At 62.8% G+C, this 26,545-nt stretch carries 26 protein-coding genes, 1 pseudogene and 1 other annotated feature; of the genes and pseudogenes, 15 read left to right on the forward strand and 12 right to left on the reverse strand.

Going from position 1 to position 26,545, the window contains the following annotated elements; translation table 11 throughout:
* Positions 1-640: 640 nt before the first annotated feature.
* A complete protein-coding gene (locus CXQ96_RS16600; RefSeq protein WP_104119133.1) occupies positions 641-1,348 on the reverse strand; it encodes a TIGR01906 family membrane protein in 708 nt (235 codons plus the stop codon).
* Positions 1,349-1,962: 614 nt separating this feature from the next.
* Between CXQ96_RS16600 and CXQ96_RS16605 the strand changes: the two genes are divergently transcribed.
* Positions 1,963-2,331 carry a hypothetical protein gene (locus CXQ96_RS16605; RefSeq protein ID WP_104119112.1) on the forward strand — a complete coding sequence of 123 codons (369 nt, stop codon included), beginning with the start codon at positions 1,963-1,965 and terminating at the stop codon, positions 2,329-2,331.
* A gap of 322 nt (positions 2,332-2,653) precedes the next feature.
* Here the strand turns inward: CXQ96_RS16605 and CXQ96_RS16610 are convergent, their stop codons facing one another.
* Positions 2,654-2,992: a hypothetical protein gene (locus tag CXQ96_RS16610; protein WP_181036520.1), complete on the reverse strand. Its 339-nt coding sequence runs from the start codon at positions 2,990-2,992 to the stop codon at positions 2,654-2,656.
* Between the two features lie 592 nt (positions 2,993-3,584).
* Between CXQ96_RS16610 and CXQ96_RS16615 the strand changes: the two genes are divergently transcribed.
* From CXQ96_RS16615 to CXQ96_RS16625, 3 genes are all read left to right on the forward strand, one after another.
* Positions 3,585-3,974 carry a DUF6221 family protein gene (locus tag CXQ96_RS16615; protein WP_104119113.1) on the forward strand — a complete coding sequence of 130 codons (390 nt, stop codon included), beginning with the start codon at positions 3,585-3,587 and terminating at the stop codon, positions 3,972-3,974.
* Positions 3,975-4,100: 126 nt separating this feature from the next.
* Positions 4,101-5,401 (forward strand): IS3 family transposase gene (locus CXQ96_RS16620; protein ID WP_104119114.1). Its coding sequence is split into 2 segments (ribosomal slippage): positions 4,101-4,383 and positions 4,383-5,401, totalling 1,302 coding nucleotides; the frame shifts between segments, so codons are not numbered across the junction.
* Positions 4,382-4,531: a sequence feature (AL1L pseudoknot), on the forward strand. Its footprint overlaps the gene before it by 150 nt.
* Before the next feature lie 1,156 nt (positions 5,402-6,557).
* On the forward strand, positions 6,558-7,535 hold the full coding sequence (locus CXQ96_RS16625) for a cytochrome c oxidase assembly protein (RefSeq protein ID WP_104119115.1): 978 nt from the start codon (positions 6,558-6,560) through the stop codon (positions 7,533-7,535).
* A 90-nt stretch (positions 7,536-7,625) separates the two neighbouring features.
* Here CXQ96_RS16625 and CXQ96_RS16630 read toward each other — a convergent pair whose 3' ends face one another.
* The 4 genes from CXQ96_RS16630 to CXQ96_RS16645 form a co-directional block, all read right to left on the reverse strand.
* The gene (locus tag CXQ96_RS16630) at positions 7,626-8,375 is read right to left on the reverse strand and encodes a thioredoxin domain-containing protein (protein WP_104119116.1); all 750 of its coding nucleotides are present in this window, start codon (positions 8,373-8,375) and stop codon (positions 7,626-7,628) included.
* A 317-nt stretch (positions 8,376-8,692) separates the two neighbouring features.
* Positions 8,693-9,391, reverse strand: coding sequence for a class F sortase (locus CXQ96_RS16635; protein WP_104119117.1), 699 nt, complete (start codon positions 9,389-9,391; stop codon positions 8,693-8,695).
* A gap of 39 nt (positions 9,392-9,430) precedes the next feature.
* Entirely contained in the window at positions 9,431-10,204 is a 774-nt protein-coding gene (locus tag CXQ96_RS16640; RefSeq protein WP_104119118.1) for a CHRD domain-containing protein, read from the reverse strand.
* 68 nt (positions 10,205-10,272) lie between these two features.
* The gene (locus tag CXQ96_RS16645; RefSeq protein ID WP_181036521.1) at positions 10,273-10,917 is read right to left on the reverse strand and encodes a sigma-70 family RNA polymerase sigma factor; all 645 of its coding nucleotides are present in this window, start codon (positions 10,915-10,917) and stop codon (positions 10,273-10,275) included.
* A gap of 573 nt (positions 10,918-11,490) precedes the next feature.
* Between CXQ96_RS16645 and CXQ96_RS16650 the strand changes: the two genes are divergently transcribed.
* From CXQ96_RS16650 to CXQ96_RS16660, 3 genes are all read left to right on the forward strand, one after another.
* Complete coding sequence (locus tag CXQ96_RS16650; RefSeq protein WP_133083282.1) at positions 11,491-12,195, forward strand: hypothetical protein; 705 nt, start codon at positions 11,491-11,493, stop codon at positions 12,193-12,195.
* A gap of 177 nt (positions 12,196-12,372) precedes the next feature.
* Positions 12,373-13,653, forward strand: a complete 1,281-nt coding sequence (locus tag CXQ96_RS16655; protein WP_104119121.1) for an Nramp family divalent metal transporter — start codon at positions 12,373-12,375, stop codon at positions 13,651-13,653.
* Positions 13,654-13,957: 304 nt separating this feature from the next.
* Positions 13,958-14,662, forward strand: coding sequence for a metal-dependent transcriptional regulator (locus CXQ96_RS16660; RefSeq protein ID WP_258059168.1), 705 nt, complete (start codon positions 13,958-13,960; stop codon positions 14,660-14,662).
* A 24-nt stretch (positions 14,663-14,686) separates the two neighbouring features.
* Here CXQ96_RS16660 and CXQ96_RS16665 read toward each other — a convergent pair whose 3' ends face one another.
* The 6 genes from CXQ96_RS16665 to CXQ96_RS16690 all read right to left on the reverse strand — a co-directional run bounded on the left by CXQ96_RS16665 (position 14,687) and on the right by CXQ96_RS16690 (position 19,423).
* Positions 14,687-15,559 (reverse strand): cation diffusion facilitator family transporter, encoded by an 873-nt coding sequence (locus tag CXQ96_RS16665; protein ID WP_258059169.1) that lies wholly within the window; start codon positions 15,557-15,559, stop codon positions 14,687-14,689.
* Between the two features lie 128 nt (positions 15,560-15,687).
* Entirely contained in the window at positions 15,688-16,110 is a 423-nt protein-coding gene (locus tag CXQ96_RS16670) for a helix-turn-helix transcriptional regulator (protein ID WP_104119123.1), read from the reverse strand.
* A gap of 49 nt (positions 16,111-16,159) precedes the next feature.
* On the reverse strand, positions 16,160-16,933 hold the full coding sequence (locus CXQ96_RS16675) for a hypothetical protein (protein WP_104119124.1): 774 nt from the start codon (positions 16,931-16,933) through the stop codon (positions 16,160-16,162).
* 141 nt (positions 16,934-17,074) lie between these two features.
* Complete coding sequence (locus tag CXQ96_RS16680) at positions 17,075-17,758, reverse strand: copper resistance CopC family protein (protein ID WP_104119125.1); 684 nt, start codon at positions 17,756-17,758, stop codon at positions 17,075-17,077.
* Positions 17,759-17,829: 71 nt separating this feature from the next.
* Positions 17,830-18,654 carry a YcnI family protein gene (locus tag CXQ96_RS16685; RefSeq protein WP_104119126.1) on the reverse strand — a complete coding sequence of 275 codons (825 nt, stop codon included), beginning with the start codon at positions 18,652-18,654 and terminating at the stop codon, positions 17,830-17,832.
* A 109-nt stretch (positions 18,655-18,763) separates the two neighbouring features.
* A complete protein-coding gene (locus CXQ96_RS16690) occupies positions 18,764-19,423 on the reverse strand; it encodes a hypothetical protein (protein ID WP_181036522.1) in 660 nt (219 codons plus the stop codon).
* Between the two features lie 292 nt (positions 19,424-19,715).
* On the opposite strand from CXQ96_RS16690, the gene CXQ96_RS16695 reads away from it, so the two are divergent.
* The 8 genes and pseudogenes from CXQ96_RS16695 to lepB all read left to right on the forward strand — a co-directional run bounded on the left by CXQ96_RS16695 (position 19,716) and on the right by lepB (position 26,319).
* On the forward strand, positions 19,716-20,060 hold the full coding sequence (locus tag CXQ96_RS16695; protein WP_104119128.1) for a helix-turn-helix transcriptional regulator: 345 nt from the start codon (positions 19,716-19,718) through the stop codon (positions 20,058-20,060).
* Positions 20,060-20,710 (forward strand): annotated as a pseudogene (locus tag CXQ96_RS16700) (cation transporter); the annotation flags it as partial. The gene CXQ96_RS16695 and the pseudogene CXQ96_RS16700, both read left to right, overlap by 1 nt.
* A gap of 401 nt (positions 20,711-21,111) precedes the next feature.
* On the forward strand, positions 21,112-21,816 hold the full coding sequence (locus tag CXQ96_RS16705) for a DsbA family protein (protein ID WP_258059170.1): 705 nt from the start codon (positions 21,112-21,114) through the stop codon (positions 21,814-21,816).
* 95 nt (positions 21,817-21,911) lie between these two features.
* Positions 21,912-22,490: a vitamin K epoxide reductase family protein gene (locus tag CXQ96_RS16710; RefSeq protein WP_219816162.1), complete on the forward strand. Its 579-nt coding sequence runs from the start codon at positions 21,912-21,914 to the stop codon at positions 22,488-22,490.
* Positions 22,491-22,562: 72 nt separating this feature from the next.
* Positions 22,563-23,195, forward strand: a complete 633-nt coding sequence (locus tag CXQ96_RS16715; RefSeq protein WP_104119136.1) for an isoprenylcysteine carboxylmethyltransferase family protein — start codon at positions 22,563-22,565, stop codon at positions 23,193-23,195.
* Between the two features lie 467 nt (positions 23,196-23,662).
* A complete protein-coding gene (locus CXQ96_RS16720) occupies positions 23,663-23,974 on the forward strand; it encodes a hypothetical protein (protein ID WP_181036524.1) in 312 nt (103 codons plus the stop codon).
* 195 nt (positions 23,975-24,169) lie between these two features.
* Positions 24,170-25,780 carry a multicopper oxidase family protein gene (locus tag CXQ96_RS16725; RefSeq protein WP_104119132.1) on the forward strand — a complete coding sequence of 537 codons (1,611 nt, stop codon included), beginning with the start codon at positions 24,170-24,172 and terminating at the stop codon, positions 25,778-25,780.
* A gap of 56 nt (positions 25,781-25,836) precedes the next feature.
* On the forward strand, positions 25,837-26,319 hold the full coding sequence (lepB, locus tag CXQ96_RS16730; RefSeq protein ID WP_104119137.1) for a signal peptidase I: 483 nt from the start codon (positions 25,837-25,839) through the stop codon (positions 26,317-26,319).
* The last annotated feature ends 226 nt before the right edge of the window (positions 26,320-26,545 follow it).

A 26,545-nucleotide genomic window follows, 5' to 3' on the forward strand; every position in this document is an offset into this window, starting at 1 on the left:
CTGCACCTCACCACCAAGGACTCCGCGGGCTCCAAGCGCCTCGGTGAGCTGCTCGTGAAGGGGATGCCCGCCGTGCTCGCCGCCCCCCCCAGCGTCGGGCCGTCATTGCAGGGTTCCTGCTCCGGGGGTTCTTGCTCCGTAGTATTAGGGCATGGAATACGTCGCTGTTCTGCTGCCGTCGGCAGCCGTTGGTACCATTTTCTATCTTGTGATGCGGGCACTTTTTCAGGTAGACCGGGCAGAGCGTGAAGCCGAAGCTACTGCTCGGACGGACGCCGAAGCTTTGGATGCTCCAGACGTATCAAGTCCGCACTAAGGATTTGACTCACGCGATCATCGTAAATGGCGGTTCCGGGTTCCTACCCCCGCTACCTGAAGAAAACGACCATCGCCCCGTGGCGCCTACATGACCACTGGCATTTCCCACCGTGCGTAAGTGCCCATTGGGCTGCACCGTGTCTGTGTCGACAGGGGTACAGTAACTATCCAGTGCGCCCAAAATGTTGTGTTACCAGACGCTCAGGCGCCCCTTAACTCGTGGGTCTACAGGGCTGAATATCGATTCGAAAAGCATTTTCAGTCCCCACGCATACCCACTGACTACATGAGAAGCGCGAAAGGGCTCGGCCTAGTTAGTGGTTCATTTTGTATGCGCTACCGGGCGCCCTTCAGTTTCGCCCTGGCGACGGGACGCGACAGGCCAGCCGAGAGCGACGGTGAGAGTAGTGACGAGTAGCACGATGCCTGCGACCGAAATAGCCGCGTCGGTCCAGAACTGCTCGGGGAAAAGCCTGATCAACGTGTCATCCAGACGAAAGGTCCACGTTCCGGCAGCGAAGAACAAGGCATGGACTTGCGTGAAAAAAGCTTCCCAACCCAGGATCGCGGAGATAGTCAAGGCCACGATAAGAACTAACGTGAGCACCGCTCCAGAGAACAGGGCACTGCGGACCGCTCCTTTTGAACATCTCGCCAAGTACACACATGCCGCGATGCTGACCATGAACATGATAAGGCCGATCAGGAAGGAGGCCGAGAGAACGCCCTTGACGTCCGTCATGTGTCCCACTTCCCGTGCAAGGAAAAGCTTGTCTCCCTCGGCGTTCACAAGTCCGCCCAGGTATTCGGCAGGTGCGAAGTTCAGAACATAATTCAGCGTGTAGGAGCCATAAACCATGCGCTCCTCGGTCGAGAAGCCATAACTGTCTGCGGGGAAACCGGGGCGGTGGTATTCGATCCAAAGAAATAACGAAGACGTCACAGCCCGGACCGCACCAGCTGCAACGATCACGGGGAAAAACAAGGCCACAAGGACTTGAAGGGGTCGTTCGAGCACCAGCCTCGGCATCACTACCGGCCCGCGTAGGGAAACTCGTAGGGCACCGGAGGGTTGTGGACCTGCGACGGAACCTCGGGGATGGCAAGCAGCTTTCCCGTTGTGGGTTGCATCGTAATCTCCAATCCAAAGTGTTGCCACTGAATACCGGGACGGGGCACGGTCGAGAATGATCGCCGGGCACAGCGGCCGGCAAAGCTGTCGGTCCTGCGGGTCGTTTCGGGTCCGGCCACTAGGCTCGTCTTGAGTGCGCTGCGTCTGCACAAAAGAGGCCTTGACTGCTTCCTCCAAGGCTACAGGTTAGAGAGCGGCCTGATGCTGCAAGACTAGGCTCGACTAGGAAGGGCAGCGCTAGATGGTGTGCTGAGGGTCTGCCTGATGCAGGAAGGGAGTGCTAGGTCCACCATGAAAGAACGTTCTACTACCCCGGTGCTCAATGACCTGTTGTAAGCAGGCCTTTGTCACGTGGGCATTTTAGATATCTGATGCGCCGATGCTCGTGCAGTCAGATGCGCATGGCTCTCCGCAGGAGCGCTTTCTTGACTTCGCCACAACGCTGGCAGGGCCACGGTGTCTACTACACTGTGTAGAAGAAACTCTCAGCCCCCCTCTGCTCAAGGAGCGGCATGCCTCGCATCACCATCGGACTCGGCGGCGTCCTCATCGTCCTCGGCCTCATCTCGTACATCGCGACTGCATTCGTCAGCTGGACGGCGTTGATTCCGGCCATCCTGGGAGCCGTTATCCTGGTCTCCGGCATAGTCGGACTGAAGAATCTGAAGCTTGGCGTCCACATCGCTTTGGTCGTGGCAGTGCTTGGAATCCTCGGTACCACGATGAACGTCATGCAGCTGGGCGCACTCCTCGCCGGCGAGGCGGAGCGGCCTGCAGCTGTGATTACGAGCACGATCACCTTCGTCCTGCTGATCGTTTACGTAGTGCTCGGAATCCGCTCCTTCATGGTTGCCCGCCGCTGGAAAGCCTCAGAGGCCTAATCTTCGGGATCCGCCGCTCTCCCGAGCAGCGCGCACGTAGCGTCCTCGCACGGTTTCGCCGAGCTCCGGCCAGACAGGGCGTAAGGACAAAGCAGACGATGTGCTGCTTGAGATCACCAGCGATGAGAGCGGATTCTGCCTGATCGAGGGCCTGGATACTGCAGCGAACTGAGTGATGACGTCCTTGCAGTCGTCGCCTTCCTTGAGCCTGCGGGTGACCGCGGTGAGCTGGCTTTAAGCACTTCTGAGTTGGTTGGTTGCGGGGGACCGTTCAGTCGGATCGACTTGGTCCGACGGGCGGTTGCTCTTCTCCCTCCCGGGCTCAGCGGTTGTTTGGGCCGTGTTTACCACCGGGCACGGGAGGATCAGTAGCGTCTGCGCCGGGCAGGGGATCCGGCCTCTCACCGGACTCAGCGGGCAGACTTTCGCTTGTGGATTGCATTTCGCGCTGCGTCCGGGTCTGCTGCACCTCGGCCGCGTACCGGACCCGCCGGATGCGCCTGGTCATGTCTCGAATCAGGAGAATTACCAGCACGACGATGAAAAGAGTCGACAGGAAGCCGAGCGTGCCGGGGGTCACCGACGCCGGGTCCAGACCCGGTTTCAATGTCGGGTCACCCGACGGTGTCGTCGCTGCGGCCAGGCTGAGGGTAGGAAACACACACACCACTTTCGAAGCTTTCCAGCGGATCAGGGGCTGTCCGCCAGCCGCAATTCTACAGGGGATAGAAATCTGTGCGGTGGCACGAGACCCACTTGGCTTAGTCAAGCAGCGCCAACCTTAAGTGCTGTTGCGGAACGACCAGTGCCGGTGTCTCGGTGGCCGCAGGCCGGGTTGAAGGAGCCAACCAGCGCTGGCAATCTGTTCGAGGAAAAGCGCAGGCCTGAGGACATCGAACGGCTTGTCGTGGTTAGCCGAGCTCCGGAGTAGAAGCCGGAAGGGCCGGCACAGCGCGAGCAGAGGTTGGTGATGTTGATCGGTTGCGCTGTCGTGGCCAATTCTCCTTATACCCGGCGATCGTCGTTCAGATCGGAAACTCGAGGCAGGTCTATTTATTGGGAAATTTGATCATAGGTTCGAAGGAATGTTGCGGGTAATTCACCTGCGTGCGGGTGGAGCGCGGCAGGAGCGGGCTCAAAGTTGTCCGCCAGTGGGCGAGCTTTCACCATCCCAACGCAACGATGCGACGACAGGTGTAGCGGCTTGTCTTCATTCCCTGCGTAGTCCCAGCATCCACCCGTAGGCTCGGCGGATGGACGAGTTGGCTGCCTTCGTCCTCGCCCGCGTGGGTGAGGATTACGACCTCGACTATCAGGCACTGCACGATCCCGGTGTCGGTGGCATCCTCGGAGCCCACGTCAAAACCCGGCACGTGGCTGACGTCGATCGGCCACTGGACGTGGCTGGGCATGAACTGCTGATGGACCCGCTAGCGTGCCATATTGTGAACCACAACCCGCAGAAGGTCATTGCGGACTGTGTCGCGAAGCAGCGTCTGGTTGCCCACGTGCAAAGCATCCACCGGAACCACCAAGAGGCAGGGGAAGACGCGGGGGAGCAGGACTGCACGCGCAAAATCCTCGAGTTGATGGCTCTCTCGTGGAAGCACCACTCGGAGTACCAAACGCACTGGATGAGCTGAGCGAACGGTCAGGATCGCTAAGACTTAGCAGCGAATACCTGCGGGCGACAGGCATATGCCGCCTAGAAACACGGCTCGACCGGCTGAATCGCCCCGGGTTTAGTGGAGGCTCTCAACCCATGGAGGATGAGAGTTATGGCGACGAAGTACAGCGATGAGTTGCGTCAGCGGGCGACCCGGATGGCGGTCGAGCTGCGGCGTGATCCGGACTCCCGCGTTGGTGCGGTGGAGCGGGTAGCGAAGCAATTGGGGATGCACCCGATGACGCTGCGTAAGTGGGTTCGACAGGCTGAGGTCGATAACGGGGTTCGGGCGGGCACCACGAGTGCGGAGGCCGAGCGGATCGCGAAGCTTGAGAGCGAAGTCAGGGAACTGAAGCGGGCCAACGAGATACTGCGGACAGCGTCGGCTTTTTTCGCCGCGGCGGAGCTCGACCGCCAACTGAAGTAGTTACTGGCTACATTGATGCCCACCGTGATCGTGTCGTGGAGGGCAAACCACTCGGGGTCGAGCCGGTCATCGAGGTCCTGCGCTCAGCAGGCGTCGAGATCGCCCCGAGCAGTTACTACGCCGCGAAGAGCCGGCCGCTCTCAGCGCGTGCGGTGCGGGATGCGGAACTGATGCCGGTCATCACCAAAGTGCACCAGGACAATATTGGTGTTTATGGTGCCCGGAAGGTCTGGGCGCAGATGAACAGGGAAGGCCACCCTGTCGCCCGGTGCACCGTGGAGCGATTGATGCGAGCCGGCGGCTTGCGTGGGATCAGCCGGGAGAAGACCCGCAAGACGACCCTCGTCGCGGGCGCGGAAACACCGCGGCCGGCGGACCTGGTCGAGCGGCAGTTCGTTGCTGCAGCCCCGAACCAGTTATGGGTGGCGGATCTGACCTACATCCGGACACACTCGGGGTGGGTCTACGCCGCGTTCATCATCGATGTCTTCAGCCGCCTCGTCGTCGGCTGGCAGGTATCGACCTCTCTGCGAACCGATCTGGCCCTGGACGCCCTCGAGATGGGGTTCTGGAACCGTCAAAGAGCCCGACAAAGCGTTGCGGGTCTGACGCATCATTCCGATCGTGGAGTGCAATATCGTGCGATTCGCTACACCGAACGGCTTGCCGAAGCCGAAGCGGTCGCTTCCGTTGGATCCAAGGGCGATTCCTACGACAACGCCATGGCCGAGGCATTCAACTCGCTCTTCAAAGCTGAGTGCATCCGCAACCCGATCATGCGGCCCAAAGGCGGCTGGAAAACCGTCAGTGACCTTGAAATCGCTGTCGCTGAATACATTGACTGGTTCAACCATCGGCGCCTCCACGGCGAAATCGGGCTGATCCCACCGGTGGAGTTCGAGAACAACCATTGGGCGCACGAGTCCACGGAGGCCTACAGTCTTACCAACGTCCCCACCGGGGCCGGAAGCAAGTGAACCGAGCCTCCATCAAACCCGGGGCGATTCAGGCTTTTACTCCACCGTCTTAAGCGCTCAAGGCGGTGGGGTAAGAATGACGAGAGGTATTGGAGACTCTGGGGGTCAGCAACCACGGCATCAGTCCTTGAATTGCCTGCTAGGGCAACGACCATCCATTTCCTCCGGTCGCTAAGCAGTTAACCGATTTAGGCTGACAAGCAGGAACTTCCTCTAGCATCCTCGCAAGGAGTCCGTTTCAGCGCTTATCTCCAATGAAGCAGCGCTTGGACACGAGAACCGGTAGCGCCACCGTCGAAACGGCCTTTCCACGTAGTTCACCAAAGATGCAGCGTTTACCAATTAGTGCCGCACCTTGAACAGCGTCCACATCGAGTCCCGTTGGAGTGCGATCGATCGACACCTCTACCGTTTTCGGTGTGATCCGGCGCTTGCAGATCCTTGCTTGATGGCATCGCGGACCTGATCACGCTTCCGTGCAGTCTTACCATCCGCAAGTGCCTGCAACTTCCGGTTAACGGCATCCGCAATTATGGCGGCTTCGTCATCCGAAAGTTCCATAGAAATGGGGGCGTGGGGTCGGCCGCTGTCGCCCCGATTCGCCCCCGGCAACTCCCGGAGCACCGAATGTTCCCGCTAGCGGTGTCGGCGCGGCTCTTGTGGCTTCGGTCTACTCCCAGATCGGCTCCATTCAGGACTGCATTGTCGTCGGCGCCCCAGTGACCTCGTGATTCGTCCTGGTCGCGTCGCGATCTATGTCGGTGGCGGCAAGTTCATCAGCAGTGGCATGAATGGTGTGAACCTCATGATGGAGCACCCCCTTGTCCGACCTTGCCGGATCGACCTTCGTGCGTGTCGCCTGCTAACTTCACCCCTTGGGGAAGTGGTTGCCCTCAAGCTGAGATAGCGCTGATCCCGTTGGACGAGGGGGCTTACCGCTATTTCATTGCCCGCTCGTCTTTGTACTGCCCTCTCGTCGCTCCCTGATAGGATATTGGTCCGTGTTGGAGGTCCGGCACGGACTGCTGGCATGGCTCGTTAGGTGCCTGCTTCCATTTTTTCGGGGCTACAGGGGACATCCAGTGCCGCATGTGACCCATAAGTGTAGATAAGCGGGACTGTGGCGAGATCATGAAGTTGGGATGGTTGTACATCAGTGAATGATCCGTGGGTCAGTGGACCCGTCTGGATACCGGAGGCCCCGCCCTCGTGGGCAACCTACCTGGCGCCGACCCTGCAACCAATTCCGCTGATTCCCGCGATCGCCCTGGTACTGGGTGTGCTGTACCTGGCAGGCGCGATCCGCCTGTGGTCGATGGGCCGTTCCTGGCCTCTCTGGCGGACGGCGATCTTCCTGGCGGGCTGCATCATCATCATGATCACGATGGGCGCAGGAGTTGAGGGCTACGGGCTTCGCATGTTCTCCGTCTTCATGTTCCAGCAGCTGACCCTCATGATGGCCGTTCCCCCGCTTCTGGTCCTGGGCCGCCCCGGTACCCTGTTGCTGCGTGCAACGCCACACCGTGGACTCGGGCGATCTGTCCTCCGGCTCGCCCACGCAGGCTTGCGCTCGAGATCCGCCCGGATCGCCCTCCACCCGGCATTCATGATCCCGGTGTTCCTCGTCAGCTTCTATGGTGTCTATTTGAGCGGTATCGCCGACGCAATGTTGCCCTCCTGGTACGGGCACATCACCTTGGAACTGCTGTTCCTGATTTCCGGGGTGCTCTTTACCGTCCCCGTGTTATCCACGGACCCGCTGCCGGTGAAGCAGTCCCACTTCGGCCGGTTCCTCGACATCTTCGCCGAAATGCCGCTGCACGCGTTCTTCGGCGTCGTCCTGATGATGGCGACCACCCCTGTCGTCGACTTTTTCGGCACATTACCCGCAGGGTGGGATGTCGATCCGATGACCGACCAGGGCATCGCCGGTGGCCTGGCCTGGTCCTACGGGGAGCTGCCGTCGGTGCTGATGCTGTTGATCATCATGGTGCGCTGGCAACGCGACGACACGGTGACCTCTCGGGCCACTGACCGGAAGCACAATCGGGAGGGAACTCCGGAGCTCGATGCGTATAACGCTTACCTTGAGCAGCTCAGGCAACGCTCCGAGCGTCAGGATCGGCGACGATAACAGACGTCGACCTGCTGGCAGTGCGGTTGGCGCAGTACCTCTCGCCGTTTAGGTCCTTCGTGGGGTGATTCCACGTGGGACCCGGGAGTGTCAGCTTGCGACGAGTCGAACAGCTTCGCGGAAGTCGTCGAGTGACGTCAATGCATTCTGGTTCTGGTCATCGAGGAGGATCAGTGCGGGGGCTCGGGTCACGCCGACGCGTGCCGCTTCCAGCCGGTCGGCCTCGATGAGTGACTGCACGTCGGAGCTTCGCATGTCGGCTTCGAACCGTTTGCTGTCGAGTCCGAGCTCACGGGCAACGGCCAGATAGGTGTCCGTGGTGACGCGGGTGTGCATGCGGGGGAGTTCCTGGGCGTCCGGGCCCAGCGTGATCGCTTCCAGGAAGGGAAGGAAGCAGCCCTGACGGTCGGCTGCTTCCAGGGCTGTGGCACCCAGGTACGCCTGGTCGTTCGTGGGCAGGTGGCGTGCGACGAAGGTGACGCGTCGGGAGTAGTCCGTGCGGAGGTTGGAGAGGAACTCCTGCACGGAGATCGTGCCGGGCGTGTACAGGTCGATGAATTGCACCAGGACCGCGCGCTCGTGGGAAGCACGCGATACCAGTCGGTCGCTGGCGACGATCGCATGTCGCAGGACATTCTGTTGTCTGGCTCGTTCACTCGTGCTCGGACCCGACGCTGCCCGGGGGGCGGGGGCGTTCCCTGCAGTGGGCGACGGCTCGGGAGCCCGATCGGTCTCGTCACGATCGTTCGACAGGTAGCCCTTGAAACCGATGAAAAAGGCAATGAAACCCAGCACCACGATGATGGCCAGGGGGATCATTGCTGCAAACCAGGGGTTCATGAAAAGGTGCCGATCCTGTCACGTCCGACGGTTTGGAACGGGTGTACCTGTTCGCCGACGCCGGACGGGTCGTCTATCGGAGCGTCCCGCCCCGAGATGGTGCCATCCCGGCACATCAAATACATCGTACCGTGGACTATTTCGCTCGGATGGTTGTGTCGGTTGCAGGAGCGCCTCGAGCCAAGCACACCGGCCCTGCCTGGCTCGGCGCGATAACGGGCAGGGCAAGCGCGGTGGGCGCAGCGCACAGTAGGGACAGGCACGGGAGGGATGGGCGGTGTTGTACGGCGTCGAGCGCCTGCTTGGCGCCGAGGATGTCAGACGCGTTTGGCGTAGACCACGTAGTTGTCGTCGAAGAGTCCGGTGGCAGGGTCGTATCCGTCGCAGGTGATCAGCCGCAGCTCGGAGCCTTTGGTGTTCCCGTAGACCTTCAGGGTGGGGAAGTTGTCTTTGGGGTACTGTTCGCCGCGGTCGACGGCGAAGCGTGCTGTCGTGCCGTCTTCTCGGGTGATTTCGATGATGTCACCGGGTTTGAGGGCGCGCAGATTGGCGAACACTCCGGGGCCGGCGTCGGTGGCATTGACGTGTCCGAGCAGGACGGCCGGTCCGCGTTCTCCTGGGGTGGGGGACTGGTTGTACCAGCTCGCTGGTGCGCCTGGTCCGTCTGGTGGGACCTCGAGCGAACCGTTCTCGCGCAGGCCAAGGTGAAGGAGGTCAGATCCAGCACCGATGGCAGGGATCGAGAAGGATGTGGGATTGGACGCTGGTAGCACCGGCGGTTGCGCCGGCGCGGCGGCGGTAGGTGCGGCTTCAGACGGTGTGGCCGCTGCAGACGGGGCGGCACTGGGCGCCGCCGACGGGGTGGACGCAGCAGTGGATGGACTTGCCGTGGCTGTGAGCGGCGCGGCGGGAGTTCCTTCGGAGGCGGTGTTGGTTCCGCATCCGGTCAGAATTAAAGCGGCGACCGCCGTGGAAACCAGAAGGTTTCTACGGCGGTCGCTGGGTGAACTAATCATGATGTGGATGTTGTCCGATCAGTTCGTTGTGCTTGGAGGTTATGCCTGGTCGGCTACGCGGCGGCGAACGACGTAGGTTCCGCCGGCTGCGACGGCGAGGACGAGGCCGCCACCGAGGGCGAGCATGCCCACGTTGCTGCCGGTGTCCTGTGCGACGCCGGTGTCAGCGCCACCGGAAGGCATTTCGCCCATCTGGGCTGCGAGGTTTCCACAGAGGGCCGGCGAGGTGGCGCCGAGGGGGAGCTTGGGGTCGAGGTCGCTGGGGGAGTTGAAGACTTCCTCGGAGACACCGGCGGTTGCGGGGTCAAGGCCGTGGACGACGACGACGGCGGTGCCGGCTTCAAGGGCGTCCTGGGTGCCCTGGTTGATTTCGAAGCTGCGCTGGATGGTGTAGCTTCCACCCTGGCCGCCAAGTGCGAGGTTGAGGCCTTCCTCAGGTCCGGTGGCACCGCTGGTGGTCAGCGTCGACTGGATTCCACCGTACTTGCCGGCACCTTCGGTGACGCTCACGATGCCGTCGCCGTTTGCGTCGTCAGCGGAGGTCGGGCAGGTACCCAGGGCGAGGCCGTGGATGTGCTGGACGTGCGGGTAGGGGCCGTCCATGAAGGTCTCGGCGAGACCGTTGACCTGGAGGTTAACGGTGGCGGTGGTGCCCTGCACATCAACGGTGACGGTTCCGGTGCCCGTGGTGCCGTTGAGCTGGCCCAGCGTCGATGAGTAGGACGCATCGGCGGCCATGGCGGGGGCCCCTGCCATGGCAACGACGCCAAGGGCGAGGGTCGGGACTGCAAGAAGCCGCATTTTCTTGTTCATGAGGTAGATCCTTCGCTGTGCGGTGAGCGCGTACCCTGGCGGGCACGTCTAGCTGTGATTCGACCCACTTAGGGATTCGGATTGCTACGCGGGGTGATTATTTTTTTCCGGCCCGCGCGGCCGTGCGGTTGGGGCGCATGGATGGATGGATAAGTGAGGTTAGGAGGTGCAGCGGGGAGACCCGAGAGAGAGGGAATTCTGCGCAAGATAATCAGGGCGTCCCTGATCCGGCTTTTCACCGTGGCCAGGGGGATGCCGAGCTGGGCCGCGACCTGTCCGTAGGTGAGCCCCTCATAGAACGCCAGGGTGATGGCATGGGCTTGTGCGGGGGAGAGGTGCTGCAGTGATGCTCCGACCCGCTGCTGCTCGACTAGGTCCAGGGCTGTCTCGGAGGTGTGGTCGTAGTCCCTGGTGTACATGCGGGTGAGGTAGTCCATTTCATGCCTTTTTGCCCGGTCTTCGGACCGGGCGCGGTCCGTTGCACGACGTAAGGCAATCATCGTGACCCACGTGTCCGGATTTCCCAGGGCACCATCGAAGGTGTGTGCCTTCTGCCAGATTTCGAGGAAGACGTCCTGGGTGATTTCGCGGCCGACCTGCTCATTGAGCACCATCCGGGTGCACAGGGTGTCCACCCGGGGACCCATCAGGGTTAGGAGGTCGGCGAAGGCCACTTCGTCGTGCTCCGCAACCTTGATGAGCAGATCGCCCATTCGTCGGCGAAGCGAGGACGGCGCCACGTCACTGGCGTCACGGGCATCGCTGTCGCTCGAGCTGATGGCCTGCCTCCTGTTGCGGGTACGTTCTTTCAGTTTCCTCGAAGGGTCACGCACGGCCCGACCGCCCGTTTGGTTGAGCATAGGCCTGTGCGTGGCAAGTTCTGTCCGTCTTTTGCAGCTCGAGGGTTTAAGGAGTAGGGGGAGGACCATTGTCACGAGGATCGGCCGGTTGACACAGCCAGCCGGTGCCGTGATTCACAGCCCCGACCTAGAAAGAGGCTGTATTGTCAGCATCATCCTCATGTGCGAGTGATGTGGGTTGCGTGCAAACACACAATCCATAGCGCCGGACGACGGTGCGCGGCTTCCTCCGCTACCGACGTCCGGCGCTTTTTCTGCCTCACCACTCCGCGCAGTCGCGGACTCATTCGTGATCCTTCAAGAGGGTTGACCAGGGTGACAGTCATGAGCAAGACCAAGCCTTCAGGCAGAGTGCTTCGAATCACACGAGAAAGTACCCATGGCAGCTCCATGGGCCCCGGCTACCCTCAAGGCGTGTGACGCATCATGGAAGCACAGCACACTCCCTTGCGCTGGTTCGTTGCAGGGCTCGTTCTGGCCGGAGGACTCACCGGGTGCGGTGCGGTGGAACAGAATCCTCTGAACGTCAATAGTGGTCAGTCAGAAGATCAGCGGGCCGCTGATGCTTCAGGCGCGGAAGGCACACCAGGCAATACTGCAGGGGAGTCCGCGGCATCCTTCATTAGCGAGGATCTCGACGACGATCCGCTGAACATTGGGGTCGACGGCGCCACATTGTGCGGTGTGCAACCAAAGGACAGCTTCCTCCAGTACACGATCATGTTGCACAATCCCACGCTTGAGACCTTCACCTTTGACGACATAAGCCTCGGCGATGCTCAGGGGCTAACGCAGGTCAGCGCCATGATTGCCCCGGCCAACCGCGAGGGTCATGGAAATCACGGTGCGCCCGCTGCCGGACCAAGCGAGCACGCGCCAGCAGCCCATGGCGCCCCGGCCCCTACGCCCACCGCCTCCGAACCAAGTACGTTCACGGTCGAACCAGTACCGGCCGTCGGGTACCAATTCGAACCGGACAAGCACATCAACATTGTGGTGTCCGTGGCGCTTGAAGATAATGCACAGCGTGGCACAGCCGACGATGTCATCGTCGAATTCTCATCACCAGGCCGAGAATTCTCCGTGCCCCATGACCTGAACATCACAATCGACAGGACCACCTGCTCCTGACCCAGGGGTCCATCCTCTCCAGGAGAACATCTTGCCTGGCGGGCCAGTGGTGCGATTTGTGGAACCGACAAGGGCTCCCTGATCGAACGGAAGCAAGGAACGACGAGTACCGGTAAGGAAAAAGTTTTCCCGCGCCAAACCCTTTTTAGGCACGGCTAAAACTGCTAGCGTCGGGTCATGTTCCGGCAACGTTCCACACCGATTCCCTCCGGGGAGTCCCTCGAGGCCGGTCCTTTCCCAGAGGCACCCCTCAATGGAGGCAGGACGATATGGCTGCTGGGGCCCGCCCTGGTGGCCGGTGTCGCCTACCTCGATCCAGGAAACGTCGCGAGCAACATGACCGCCGGGGCGATCTACGGGTTCCTGCTGGTCTGGGTGGTCATCCTCGGTAACGTCATGGCCTGGCTCGTGCAGTACCTCTCCGCGAAGCTCGGCATCGTCACCGGCAAGAGCCTCCCGGAGATACTGGGGGAGCGGATCGGCTCACGCTGGGCGCGACGCGGGTTTTGGTTGCAGGCCGAGTTGGTCGCCATGGCGACGGACATCGCCGAGATCCTCGGCGGAGCGATCGCCCTGAACATCCTGTTCGATCTTCCCCTTGTGGTCGGCGGGCTGATCACCGGGGTGGTGTCCCTCGCGGTCCTGCAGCTCCAGGGCCACGGCAGGCAGCAGGTCTTTGAACGGCTCATCATCTCGATGATGTTCATCGTCGCGATCGGCTTCTCGGCGGGAGTGTTCCTCAGCCCACCGGAACCGACCGACGTCGCAATTGGTCTCCTGCCGGCCTTTGACGGCAGCCAGTCCGTCCTCCTGGCCGCGTCGATCCTCGGTGCCACGATCATGCCGCATGCGATCTACGCACATTCAGCGTTGGCACGCGACCGTTTTCCACGGCGCCCCCAGTCGGCGGTGCCACGGTTGCTGAGCGCCACCCGCTGGGATGTCACCATCGCCTTGACCATTGCGGGCGCGGTCAACCTCGCCATCCTGCTCCTGGCTGCCACGTCCCTGCAGGGCCGCGACGACACGGGCACGCTGGAGGGCGCCCATGGAGCGATCGCCGAGGTCCTCGGACCTGTCATCGCGACGCTTTTTGCGATCGGGTTGCTCGCCTCGGGTTTGGCCTCGAGCTCCGTCGGCGCGTATGCGGGAGCGGAGATCATGCACGGGCTGCTGCGGGTGAGGATTCCCCTGACCACCCGGCGCATCATTACCCTCATTCCAGCTCTGCTGATCCTTGCCTTCGGGGTCGACCCGACGCAGGCGCTGATCCTCAGTCAGGTAGTGCTCTCGTTCGGCATTTCCTTCGCCCTGATTCCCCTGGTCTACCTCGGTACGCGCACCGAGGTGATGGGAGATCACCAGAACAGGTGGTGGACGACCCTGGTCGGCGCCGTGGTCGCAGCCCTGCTGGTGACACTGAATCTGACACTGCTCTACCTGGTCTTCACCGGGTAGCGGATAACCCCGCCGCGAGATTGGCACCACAGAGATCGGCACCACATTGTGAAACCCGGGGCGTTCCGCCGCCCGGGTAGCCTCCGGCCTGGACCGGTCCTGATGCAGTGTGGCTGGCGCCCCTGATGGGTGGGAGCTCGGATCGCACGTCGACGATCGGACCGCTGAAACAGGCCGGATGCACCCCCTGTAGCCTGTTGGGTGCGGCGGCAGGCTCTCATCTGCAGCCAAGGACCGGCCAACAGCAGTCCACTGACAGTCCGCCCAAGCCCCCGACAGCTCACGACATGGAACCTGTTTACTAATGACGACACAGCGCCAAGGAACCCTGCCTAACGCGGCGGTCGAGGATTACCTCAAGACCATTTATCAGCACACGGAGTGGCAGGACGAGCCCATCACTCCTTCCGCGTTGGCATCGAAGCTGGCGGTCGCTCCGGCGTCGGTGACCGGCATGGTGAAAAAGCTTGCTGCTCTTGGGCTCGTTGACCACGTTCCGTACGGGCCTCTGAACCTCACAGAGGAGGGGACCTCCCGCGCGATTGCTGTGGTGCGGCGGCATCGGCTTATCGAGACCTGGCTTGTCCGGGATCTCGGTTACTCCTGGGACGAGGTTCATGATGAAGCCGAACTCCTCGAGCATTCCGTCTCGGACCGCCTCCTCAGCGCGATCGATGAGCGTCTGGGGCATCCCACCCATGATCCGCATGGTGACCCTATCCCTGACGCGTTCGGCAACGCGCCGGTGTTGGCGTTCGTACTGCTCGAACATCTCGAACCCGCCCGGCAGGGCACCGTGCTGCGTATCGACGACAGGAAACCGGAACTGCTGCGGCTGTTGGCGGCTAACAATATCCGCCCGGGCAGCACCGTCACCGTGCACGAACGAAGCGAGTATGACCTCACCATTTTGGCCGAACCGTCCGGCGCACGTCCTGCGGTGCGCCTGAGCATCCCGGACGCACAGCGGATCTGGGTCCGACAGTCCTCGGGCACGACCGCCCGCTGAACGAGGAACCGCTTCCTGCGGTGTCTAGCAGTGGTCGTGGCGGCCTGTGGCCGGCTCGAGTTGCAGGGTGGAGTGTCGGATATCGAAATGTTCGCTGATGCAGGCGTTGAGCTCCGTCAGAATCCGTTCGGCGCGGCCGCTGGTGAACGCTTCAGAATCGATCTGCACGTGGGCGGTCAACGCTGGCAGGCCTGAGGTGATCGTCCAGGCGTGCAGGTCATCCACAAGGACGACGCCGGATACTTCTTCCATGTGTCGACGTACCTCGGCGAGATCTGTTTCCTCCGGTGTCGCCTCCAGGAGCACCAGAACTACAGCCTTGAGCAGGCTATAGGCTCGGGGAAGGATCAGGATGCCGATGGTGATGCTTGCCAGGCCATCGGCGCGCGCGAACCCGGTGAGCCCGATGACCAGGGCCGCGACGATGACAGCAATGGATCCGAGCATGTCGCCCAGGACCTCGAGGTACGCGCCGCGGACATTGAGGCTTTCCTTCTGCCCTCCCATGAGCAGCCGCAGGGCGAAGAAGTTCGCGATCAGACCCAGAGCCGCCGCGATGAGCATGATGGGGGCGTCGACTTCCACGGGCGTCAGGAAACGCTTCGTCCCTTCAATCAGCATCAAAACGCCGATGACGCCGACGACGAGGCCGTTGACGAGAGCCGCGAGGACCTCTACCCGCTTCCACCCGAAGGTCCGTCGTTCCGTCGCCGGGCGGGCCGCAAGCCAAGTCGCGAAAATAGCAATCGCCAGGCCGAAGGAATCACTGAGCATGTGTCCGGCGTCAGCCAACAGGGCCAAAGACCCGGACACTACAGCGCCCACCACCTCGATCAGCATCACCGAGAGCGTGATAGCCAGGGCAGCGACGAGCCGGCCCCGATGGGCGCCTCCCACGGTCAGTCCATGCGAGTGCCCATGCCCGCCATTTTTGCCGTCACCATTGCCGGCGCTTCCGCCAGTACCGCCGCCAGCACCCCGGTCATCATGACCGGCATGTCCGGAGTGACCACCATGCCCGGCACTCATGCCGACACCACAGAACCCGGAAGAGCGGTTTCTCCTGCTGACCGGCGCCCCATAGACGTGGTGTCCGTGACGGCCACCAACGGATCGTCGTGGTGTCCCTGGTGGTGCGCATCCGGCGCCCCCGGGGTGACGAGGCGTTCACCGGCGTGCAGAAGATCATCGAGGCCGGGATGGGCCAGCCGGTACAGGGTCGCTCGACCATCGGGAGTTGCCGCAACCAGCCCTGCGTCCTTGAGCAGCGCCAGATGCGCCGAGACGGTCGATTGCGCCAGACCGAGGTGCGCCGACAGCTCACCCACCCGGTGCGGTCCGTCAGCGAGGCAGTGGATGAGCGTCAGCCGGGAAGGCTCGGACAGTGCCCGGAAGATACGGGCCACATCCTCGTGCTGGTGCTGGTGCTGGTCATAATTTATCGCCATGCAACGTTTATATCGTTAAGTAACGATGATAACAAGGTGAGGTGCCGAATCATCCTTCAGCCGCCATTCCGGATTGGTCGGTAACCTGTCGCAGCAGTCGATTCTTGAGCTGCTGCCGTAGACGCCGGCGTGCCAGAAGCGCGGCGAGGGCGGCCACCCAGGCGAGGCCCAGGCACACCAGCGCGGCGTAGAAAAGAGCAGAGGCGGGAGGCTCGACGGAGTCCGTGCCGCTCAAGAGCAACGGCCCGAAGTACCCCAAAAGAAGGACCGCGCTGGCGAACGCGGCTGTGGCGGCTAAGAGCATCAGTGGTTGCCGGTGGGACCGCGTGCCATTGGTCGCCAACCCGACAGGCAACAAAAGCAGTCCGGTGAAGGTGAGCACCTGACCGACTGCAATCAACTGTGATGACAGCGCACCTACGAGCATGAGCAGCAGTGCGATGGCAACGACCCTGCGGTGCACCAGAGGCAGCCTGATTGCCCCCGGGCCGGCGGTAAGCAGCGCTTGGGCAAGACGCGCGGTGATTTGCTGCTGACTTGGGATCGGACGCTCGGGGATGGACGAGCTGTGGACATGCGAACTGGTCATATCAGCCGGGGCGGCAGACGCAGGCGCTTGTGAGGAATCTGCCGGAACGATCGTGCCGTCGATAAGGAGTGCGGGCAGGTTCTGCGCAACAGGCCTAGACGGGCGTTTCCGGGCGCCGGTACTCACGAGGGTGATATCGGCGTAGGGCGCGAGGTCTGCCAGGGACCGTTCGGTCCGTTGTCGGAGCTCCACCATGTCAGGGTCGGTCTGGGCGAAGAGAATTTCGATATTCACAGGGGGAGTGACCTTCAGGCAGTGATACGGGTGGGGAGGTGCTGCATACGGATGTTTGGGAGATGCCTCTGACGCCTGCTTCCCGCTTCCATACCAAGGGTGGGACGGGAGCAGGCGCCAGCGATCAGGTATGTGAAATGTCTATCCTTGGTTCAGACGGCGCCGCGTGAGCAGCGCCAGGACGGCTGCGATCAGGACGCCGCCAATGGCTAGGTAGATGACGAAGTCCGGCAGCCCGGCCGAGGAACCGGTAGGGTCGGCGGCCTGTGGTGACGCGGACGTGCCGTCTTCGGTCTCTGCGCCTGAAACGCTTGGCCCACCCGTTGGTTCGGCGCTGTCTGCAGCTCCTGGTTGGGCGGTGTTGCTCGTGAAGGAGTAAGTCCCTTCAATGGGGTGGTCGTCGGAAGATACAACCCTCCATTGCACTGTGTAGGTACCGGCCGGTGCACCCGATTTCAGGGCCTGAGTTGCCGTGTTGTTCACAACCCGGGTGGGGCCTTCTGACCAGGCAAGGCCCGTGCTGTCGGAGACGATGATATCCACTCCGATGCCCGAGGGCGGGTTGGTGAAGGTGAGAACGACTTCGGTGGGAGCCACGTCAACGGTCGCGTCGGCTGTGGGGGAACTGGCGGTGAGCTCATCGTGCGCGGTCGCCGCACCGACCGGTCCCATCAGCAGCGAGGCCGAGGCCACCATCAGGGCTGCTATCCGTGCGAAAAGCCTCCGTGAACGCTGAGCGGTCGAGCGGATTTCAGAGGTGGAGGGGGACGTCGAGGTGGAGGCGGAGACCTGGTGGAGAGGGGTGGTGTGTGCTTGTGCTGTCATGACTGTTCCTTCCGGGCGACATCAGGGTGGGGTGACGTGGGAGCGGCACCCCACCCTGGTGTCTCGCGTTGTTAGTTCTGGCGCCGACCGCGGGTGCGGGCCAATGCCAGCGCGCCAACGAGGAGCCCCAGGACGCCGGCGCCCAGGCCGATCCAGCCGAGGGTGGTGCCCGAGGTGTCGGTCATGGTGGAGGCCTGTTCGGTGCCGACCTGGCTGATGCCCGCCACAGCTTTATCGGTGGCTTCGGTGCTGGCCGCTCCGTGGGAGTCCGTGCCATCGAATGCAGTCGTGACGAAAGAGGGAGCCGGGTTTTCTGGTTCCTCCTCGCCATCGACGGCCGGTTCGTCCCAGACGCGGACGGTCCCATCCGCGTAGGACTGCGTGACGGGAAGTTCTACCGTGGTGCCAGCCTCGGGCAGTGTCCCCACAGAGAGCGAGAACGTCTGGTACTGCTGGGCGTTGAGCTGGTGCTCCCCGTCCGTGGCTGTCCAGATCACGGTCAGCGGCGCCTCGGTCAGCGTCGCCCCGTCAACTTCGACCGGCTCGGGCAGATCGCCCCGAATCACTTCAGAGGTCCATCCCTCGACGGGTTTCACGCGGACGGAGGTGAAGAGCGTGTCGGTGGGAAGCGCGACCTCGATCATGTTTGTAGTGGTGTCGGTCGATTCGCTGGGGACGCTGAACGTCAGCTGGGAGTAGCCGCCTTCCGTTGTCGAGGTCGGGTCGACGCTTATATGGGCGGACGCGGCGCCGGCACCGGCGAGCAGCAAGCCCGACGTGGCAGCGAAAGCGGCGATACCGCGGAGAGTCCGGCGGGCCGTGCGGGCAGTGTGGGCAGGAGCGGTGCCATCGGATGACGGGCCGATGGGCGGGGGCGTGCTGTGTGCAGCAAGCATGGGGTGTGCCTTTCGTGGGCCTCTGCGACAGGTGGGTCGCGGGCGCTGAGCAGGGATGGATTGTAGGGGTTGCACAGGCAACCGATCCAGCACATGCGTGCGCGAAGGATCAGCCGAGCGCCATTTTCCGGGGCATGATTTCCGGAGGTCCTCGTCGCACATCGGCAGGCACATTGCGTCGGGCGGGGGGAGTGATGGGTCGTTCGGCGTATTCGGGCAGCTGTGGCCGCCCAGTCACCGGTTCCGGGGAGGGCAATCCGATCAGGGGGCGCAGCCAGGCAAGGAGTGACCAGAAAGCATTCTCACCGCGGGAGAGGATCCACACCATGACGAGGACGGCCAGCAGGTGTCCGATCACCATGATCGGCGCCGCGCCGCTGTCGACCAGATGCGGGACAAGATGCTCGGACGTGGACCCGACGGGAGGGCACTGCATCATCACGGCCGCGTGATCCGTCCCGGCACCATGCACGCCCTGGGGTGCGCAGGCTGCCGGGCTGGAGAGCATCTCGAAAACATGGTGCAGAAGGACCTGCCCGCTCACGAGCAGGCCGCTCAGGACGGGAAGAGAGAGCCGTCGTCCGGCCAGGAAAGCAATGGGCATCAGGGCGAACATTGTCAGTCCGACGAGCAGGGGCCACGGGGGGAGGGAGCTTCCACCCACCAGGTGCGCGCCGAGCGCGAGGGACATCATGCAGGACGTCACGATGATGGACCGGACAAGGCGTGCTGCCGCAGTCACCTGCATGCCGCCGTCCTTTCCCGTCACCATCACTCATTCATGCCCTGCTGACATTACCGCCACTCATTACCGTCACCACCTTGCTGGGCCGATGCAGTCTCTTCGTTCCGGAACGCGGTGCGGACCGCCCGCACTACGGCACAGCCCAGTCCAATCCCGTCCGTTTCGGTTCTGCACGTCGGCGCAAGGCGCACCGAGGGGGCGGCGCAGCAGGGCGGCATGCCTGCGCGACCGGCGCCGCACAGACCAGAAGGGGAGCCACCGACGCACCCCATTCCCCGCCCTTCATCAGTACATATGACAGTGTATTATTTGGGGGGTGAAGACCTTACTGCAGCCAGCCGTGCTCGCGAAGTTCGGGTACGCCCTATCGGATTCGACCCGGGCGCAGGTTCTCCTGACCCTGCGGGAGGGCCCGGCATACCCCAGCGACTTGGCGGAATTGGCTGGCGTGAGCAGGCAGAGCCTGTCGAATCATCTGACCTGCCTGCGGGGCTGCGGGCTGGTTGTCGCTGTTCCTGAAGGTCGTCGGGTCCGATATGAGCTGGCCGATCAGAAGCTGGGCGTCGCGTTGACTGCTCTGTTGGACGTCGTCGCGGTCGCTGATGCCGAATGCTGCTGCACCACCACAGCAAATCACGTCACCGGGAAGGCCTGCTGCTGATGAGCACCCACACCTCACCCGCATCGGTACAGCCAACGCGCTCTGCGCCGACCGTGGAGCGGCGGGCCATCCTGTCGCGGCGGGTTCGGCTTTTCGTGGCAGCGACGATCACCTACAACGTGATCGAAGCGGTCGTCGCGATCAGTGCCGGCACGATCGCATCCTCGAGCGCTCTGATCGGCTTCGGATTGGACTCGATTGTCGAGGTCCTTTCCGCCGCGGCCGTGGCGTGGCAGTTCGCCGGCCGGGACCCGGAAGCCCGCGAGAAGACCGCGCTGCGCCTGATCGCGTTCTCGTTCTTTGGGCTCGCAGCGTTCGTGACTTTCGATGCCGTTCGGACCCTGCTCGGCGCGTCCGACCCCCAGCATTCCCTGGTCGGGATCATCCTTGCCGCGGTCAGCTTGGCGGTCATGCCGTTCCTGTCCTGGGCGCAGCGCCGCGCCGGACGCGAACTGGGCTCCCGCTCTGCCGTGGCCGACTCGAAGCAGACCCTGCTCTGCACCTACCTGTCCGGTGTCCTGCTGGTGGGCCTGTTGCTCAACAGCACCCTTGGCTGGTCCTGGGCCGACCCGATCGCCGCCCTCGTCATCGCCGCCGTCGCGATCAAGGAAGGCCGCGAAGCGTGGAAGGGCGACTCCTGCTGCGCACCATCGTTCGGAAACCTCGACGCCGATGAGAGCGTTGACACCTGTGAGAGTGCGCCCGGCGGCGGCACGGACCCGTGCTGCAGCCCCGACACCCCGACACGCTCTACCACTTCAGGAACCTTGACCGCTGCAGCGGTGATCATTCCCGAGGCAGCTGGGCCCTTGACGCTGACAGCCCGATCCGCAGGACCGGATGCCGCGGCAAGAACCACGGCACGTCCGGTAGCAGAGGCGGCATCGACGCCCGCGAAGGGGTCCTGTACCTGCTGCACGCACGACTAGAACACCCCAGTAAGCCCCGACCTACCCCAGCTCCACCTGATTCACCAGTAATTCCCTGCACCCGGCGGGGAATGAGCACGACCACATAGTTCCCTGCAGTTCCATGACGAGGAGACACCCCCGTGCCGACCCCCGCCCCCGCTCCACCCACGACCCCTGACGCGAAGAAGGGGCTGAGCCTGCAGAACCGGGTCATGGTCGGCCTGCTCGCCGCTGTCGCTCTCGTCATCGGCTTGGTGGTCCTTTTCAACACTCTTGGCGAGGATGAGGGACAGGCTGCCGGCACGGCCACCACGGCCGAGGTCGTGCGCGGGGACAGCCACCGCCTGTCCCAGGCACCGGACGAGAAAGCCGTCCTGGTCGAGTTCCTCGACTTCGAATGCGAAGCGTGTCTCGCCGCGTATCCGGTCGTGGAGGACCTCTCCGAGGAATACGGGGAGAACCTGACCGTCGTCTCCCGGTACTTCCCGCTGCCCGGGCACCGGAACTCAGAAACCGCGGCCGCCGCCGTCGAGGCCGCAGCGCAGCAGGGCAAGTTCAAGGACATGCACGCCCGCATGTATGAGACACAGACCGAGTGGGGCGAGGCCGATGAGGACCGGTCACCGGTATTCCGCGGTTACGCCGAAGACCTCGGCCTGGACATGGCGGCCTACGACGCGGCGATCGCCGACCCAGCAACAATGGAGCGGGTCGACGTCGACAAGGCGGACGGCATGGCGCTGAACGTCGAGGGCACCCCCACCTTCTTCCTCGATGGCGAGAAAATCCAGCCGTCCACGCTTGAGGAATTCCGCAGTCTCATTGAAACCGCCATCGCGGACTGATCACAATTCCCGGCGAAAGACCACCCACCATGTCTCACCCGACCGCAGACGATGTTTCCTCGATCCAGGAACCCGCTCAGGACGACGTGGCCTCGATGCCCGGGTTCGCACGCAGGATTCCCTTCGGTGTCATGCTCGTGGTCACTGGTGTCATCGGATGGGTTGCCGCGGGGATCCTGATCCTCGAAAAGCTCGAGCTGTACCGGAACCCGGACCATGTCACCAGTTGCGACATCAACCCGTGGGTGTCCTGCGGGCAGGTTATGGACACCTGGCAATCTGAACTCTTCGGCTTCCCGAACCCCTTCATCGGTCTCGTCGGCTTCACCATCATCATCACCACCGGCATGGCCTTGCTTGCCAGCGCCCGCTTCACCCGCTGGTACTGGGCGGGCTTGCAGGTAGGTGTCACACTCGGTGCGGTGTTTGCGACCTGGCTGTGGAGCCAGGCCCTGTTCGACATCTACATCCTCTGCCTCTACTGCATGATCGTGTGGGCAGCCATGATCCCACTGTTCATCCTCACCACCGTCCGGAACATGGCCCAAGGTGTCATCCCGGCACCCGCTGCTCTCACCCGCGGGCTCGCAGCCTGGATCGGACCGATCATCGTCCTGACCTACATCGCCGTCGCGGCCTCGGTGTTCTTCCGCTTCCTCCACGTCTTCACCTAAGGATCCTATGAGTGTCCCGGCGCCTATCTAGGATCGTGCTAACCCTCGTGTTCGATGGAATTGAGGCTGATCGTGTCAACGCAGACAGCATCGCTTCTCGCCCTGGGTCTCTATACGGTCGGTGTCATCACCGCCTTCGGGGTACGGTCCTGGATGCACTGGCGGAAAACCGGGTCCACGGGCTTCCGCGGCATCAGCGGGATGCCCGGGTCCATCGAATGGTGGGGTGGCGTTCTCTTCATTGCAGCCATCGTGCTCGGTGCTGCCGGCCCCGCCCTGGCCCTCGCCGACCTCGTCGTCCCGCCTCAACTGCCCGGCCTTCCCTGGATCGGGACTGAGGTCACTATCATCGGGTTTGTCGGCACACTGGCTGCCCAGACTGGGATGGGCGCTTCCTGGCGCATCGGCGTCGACACCACCGAGCACACTGACCTGGTCACGACCGGCCTGTTCGCCGTAGTCCGCAACCCCGTGTTCTCCGCCATGCTCGCAGCGATGACCGGAATCATGCTCATGGTCCCCACACCGGTCGGCGCAGCGGCTCTGGCCTGCCTGTTCCTTGCGGTGGAGATCCAGGTCCGGTTCGTCGAAGAGCCCTACCTGAACCGCATCCATCAGGGCGCCTATGACGACTACACCGCGAGAGTCGGACGCTTCCTGCCAGGCATCGGCCGCATAGAGGCAAGGGACGCTACAAAGGACTGAAACCGCTCAATGCACAAGAGGTACGAGGGCTGCCAGATGGTTATGGTGCCACCGTGCCCATGGGGTCACGGTGATCGGCGCCCCGCGGCATCACAGGATGCTGGGACCGGGTAGGGCAGCTCGGCTCATCAACGCCACATCTTCGGAGTCAGTGCAGGATGGTGGCGCTGGTGTTCGCAGGTCCCTAGGAATTCCCTAGGGATTCCCTAGCAGGCCGCGCGACAGTAGCCCACATGGCAACGACAGCACCAACGAGACCCGCGGCATCAAAAAAAGGTCCGAGGGCCTCACGCAGGCGCCTGAGGTTCCTGATTCCATTGCTCTTGCTCGCCCTTGTCGGCGCCGTGGTCATGAACGTCCTGATGGCCGCGCCCAGGACACCCCCTACTTCTCTGGGCGGCTCTGCCAGCGTCGAGGGTGGGCTTGCACGCATCCAGGGAGTCATACCAACCGAAACCGACGGGTGGATGCCTCCCCAACCTTCCACCGCCTTTGCCAGTCCCCCCGGTGACGAGCTCCACCGGGTCCGCATCCTGCTGGAGCTGACGGCGATGGAGGTAAGCGGCCTGTCCTTCGACCCGGCAGAGTACGCCGTCTCAGCCCTCGGCGGCGAGACGTGGAAAGCGGTCTGGTCCGCTCCTGCTCCCGCCCAGGCGCGCCAGGGGGAAACTATCGATGCGGTGCTCGTCTTCGAGCTCCCGGACAAGGCCATCGACTTGACGCTGGAAGTGCCCGATGGGGGCAAATTGTCCCTTGGGCCGGGACACCACCGAGGGTGACAAGCACGGGGCCGGCTCCTGGGGCGTGGGACACCACGGGCTGACAAGCGCGGTCATCCCCGGGGTGCGGGGTGTTGTTTTCTTGGGGTTTGCATGGATGTTTCTAGGGGTCGTTCAAGGATGAGCGGGATCGGGTGCAGGGAATCTCCAACCTGGGTGCGGGATGGTCGGGGTACTAACCAAGGGAGACCTGCAATGTCAACTTCACGCCGTAATGTTCTCCTGTTCGGAGGGCTCGGAGTTCTTGGCGCAGGGGCTGCAACGTTGCCGGCGGGGTCGGTGGAGGCGAAGTCGGCGAGCCGGCTCGATTCCAGCCAGATGCCGCGGCCATTCCAGGCCCCGTTCGTCCAGGCCCCGATGCTCCAACCATCCTCCACCGGCATCGACCCGGCCGACGGGTTGCCCGTCAACTACTACAAGCTGACGGAAAAGGCGGCCACCGCCCAGATCCTGCCGCGACTGACTACCCCCATCCTCGGATACAACGGGTTGTTCCCGGGCCCGACCATCAGCCTGGACAAGGGCACGAAAGCAGTCGTGCGGATGCGTAACCAGCTGCCGGCACAGCATCCGTTCGACGGGCACCCCCTGACTACCTCGACCCACCTGCACGGGTCCGCGTCGCTGCCGCAGTACGACGGGTATGCCAGCGACATCACCCGCCCCGGGTTCTATAAGGATTATCGGTACCCCAATTTCCAGCCGGCGCGCACGCTCTGGTACCACGATCACGGTGTGCATTTCACGGCCCTGAACGTGTATTTCGGTCTCGTCGGGCAGTACCACATGCACGATCCGCTCGAGCGCCAGCTGTTGCCGCAGGGCCGTTATGACGTCGCCCTGACCATCAGTGATGCGATGTTCGCCGAGGACGGGTCTCTAGGCTATGACGACAACAGCCACTCGGGCCTCTGGGGGGACGTGATCCTGGTGAACGGGAAGCCCTGGCCCGTGATGAAGGTGCAGAAGCGTGTGTACCGTTTCAGGATCCTGAACGCTTCGATCTCCCGGTCGCTGCGGCCGACGCTCAGCACGGGGGCGCCCTTGGTGGTGGTCGGTACCGATGGCGGTCTGATGCCGACAGCGCAGAGCGTGGCGAACTACCGACATGCCGGTGCGGAGCGGTACGAGGTCCTGATCGACTTTCGGAAGTACGCCACGGGGCAGCGGATCGAACTGCGGAACCTCTCGAACAACAACAATGTGGACTACGACTTCACCAACAAGATCATGGCGTTCGACGTGACGGACGAGCCGGTGGATACCACGGACCCGACGTGGAACCGGATCCCGACAACCCTGACCGGTAGCGAAGCGATGTCGCTAACGGCCGGGCAGTCCGTGAAGACCCGCAGGTTCCGGGTCAAGCGCAATGACAGCACCAATATGTGGACGATCAACGATGACAGTTGGCAGGACGTAATCACCAGCGGCTACAAGAAGATCATCGCCGATCCCGCGCACAACTCGGTCGAGATCTGGGAGATCGAGAACAGTTCGGGCGGCTGGTTCCACCCCTTGCACATCCACCTCGTCGACTTCCAGGTCCTCAGCCGCAATGGAAGGGCAGCCTTCTCCTATGAACGCGGTCCGAAGGACGTGGTGTACGTGGGCGAAGGCGAGACCGTCCGACTCCTGATGAAGTTCACCCCCGAACAGGGGCTATACATGATGCATTGCCACAACCTGCCCCATGAGGACCACGACATGATGGCCCAGTTCCGGGTGGGCCGGTTGGAGGGCGATCTGGACCCCAACGATCCGATGACGGCGGCCCGAGCTGTGTGGGACGACGAGGTAGGTTGAGGACCACACCATCAGGCGGCGGCCGGCGGTGGCGGACGCGGTTGAAGGTGCAGTCGTTGTCAGGGGAGTGGACCCGCTATCTGGTCGTGGCGTTGGTTCCTGTCCTGGTGGTTCTTGCTGTCCGTGCGTGGGTGATGGAACCTTTCACCGTTTCCTCCGACAGTATGGAACCAACTATCTCGTCGGGTGCGGTCGTGCTCCTGTACAAGCCTGCGGCCGCTTTGGACACGTTCCCCAATGGTGTGGTGATCGCCTTCACTAGCCCCTTGGACGGCCACGCAACCATTAAAAGGGTCGTCGCGGGAGAGGGGCAGACCGTCGCCATCCGAGACGGGGAACTCTATGTCGACGACATTCCCATTTCAGAGCCCTTCATCGATCGCAGTCGCATCGATGCAACCTACTTGGGGCCCCAGACGGTGCCTACAGGTTATGTTTTCGTCTTGGGCGACAACCGCGGCGTGTCGGTCGATTCCAGGGACTATGGCCCCGTGCCCCGGACGGCGATTCAAGGCACACTGCTTACCGGGCGAAAATAACCGCAGCCGGAGGGGCTGCTCTTACTCGCGGCCCGGAGCGTGGTCGGACTAGTTGTTATTCTCTACTATTTTGCTGTCGTCATGTCCTGATGATTCCCGCGCTTTGACACTGCTCTATTAATCGCCGATAACGTAGGTTATGTCAACTTGAACGGTGATTATTGCATCTGATGCATGATCGCCCGTCCTCTGCCCGCAACTCGCCGCCACGTGGTCATCAATCATC

Source organism: Arthrobacter sp. B1805 (assembly GCF_002929745.1).
In the GTDB taxonomy this organism is placed as follows: Bacteria; Actinomycetota; Actinomycetes; order Actinomycetales; family Micrococcaceae; genus Arthrobacter_D.

What these genes read in the sequence shown, in the direction of transcription:
- CXQ96_RS16685 (WP_104119126.1), bottom strand. Translation starts at nt 18,654, where the DNA reads ATGCTTGCTGCACACAGCACGCCCCCGCCCATCGGCCCGTCATCCGAT.
- CXQ96_RS16710 (WP_219816162.1), top strand. Translation starts at nt 21,912, where the DNA reads ATGCCCGGGTTCGCACGCAGGATTCCCTTCGGTGTCATGCTCGTGGTC.
- CXQ96_RS16650 (WP_133083282.1), top strand. Translation starts at nt 11,491, where the DNA reads ATGGAAGCACAGCACACTCCCTTGCGCTGGTTCGTTGCAGGGCTCGTT.
- CXQ96_RS16720 (WP_181036524.1), top strand. Translation starts at nt 23,663, where the DNA reads ATGCCTCCCCAACCTTCCACCGCCTTTGCCAGTCCCCCCGGTGACGAG.
- CXQ96_RS16680 (WP_104119125.1), bottom strand. Translation starts at nt 17,758, where the DNA reads ATGACAGCACAAGCACACACCACCCCTCTCCACCAGGTCTCCGCCTCC.
- CXQ96_RS16655 (WP_104119121.1), top strand. Translation starts at nt 12,373, where the DNA reads ATGTTCCGGCAACGTTCCACACCGATTCCCTCCGGGGAGTCCCTCGAG.
- CXQ96_RS16635 (WP_104119117.1), bottom strand. Translation starts at nt 9,391, where the DNA reads ATGATTAGTTCACCCAGCGACCGCCGTAGAAACCTTCTGGTTTCCACG.
- CXQ96_RS16640 (WP_104119118.1), bottom strand. Translation starts at nt 10,204, where the DNA reads ATGAACAAGAAAATGCGGCTTCTTGCAGTCCCGACCCTCGCCCTTGGC.
- CXQ96_RS16630 (WP_104119116.1), bottom strand. Translation starts at nt 8,375, where the DNA reads ATGAACCCCTGGTTTGCAGCAATGATCCCCCTGGCCATCATCGTGGTG.
- CXQ96_RS16670 (WP_104119123.1), bottom strand. Translation starts at nt 16,110, where the DNA reads ATGGCGATAAATTATGACCAGCACCAGCACCAGCACGAGGATGTGGCC.
- CXQ96_RS16660 (WP_258059168.1), top strand. Translation starts at nt 13,958, where the DNA reads ATGACGACACAGCGCCAAGGAACCCTGCCTAACGCGGCGGTCGAGGAT.
- CXQ96_RS16600 (WP_104119133.1), bottom strand. Translation starts at nt 1,348, where the DNA reads ATGCCGAGGCTGGTGCTCGAACGACCCCTTCAAGTCCTTGTGGCCTTG.
- CXQ96_RS16605 (WP_104119112.1), top strand. Translation starts at nt 1,963, where the DNA reads ATGCCTCGCATCACCATCGGACTCGGCGGCGTCCTCATCGTCCTCGGC.
- CXQ96_RS16725 (WP_104119132.1), top strand. Translation starts at nt 24,170, where the DNA reads ATGTCAACTTCACGCCGTAATGTTCTCCTGTTCGGAGGGCTCGGAGTT.
- CXQ96_RS16645 (WP_181036521.1), bottom strand. Translation starts at nt 10,917, where the DNA reads ATGGGCGATCTGCTCATCAAGGTTGCGGAGCACGACGAAGTGGCCTTC.
- CXQ96_RS16615 (WP_104119113.1), top strand. Translation starts at nt 3,585, where the DNA reads ATGGACGAGTTGGCTGCCTTCGTCCTCGCCCGCGTGGGTGAGGATTAC.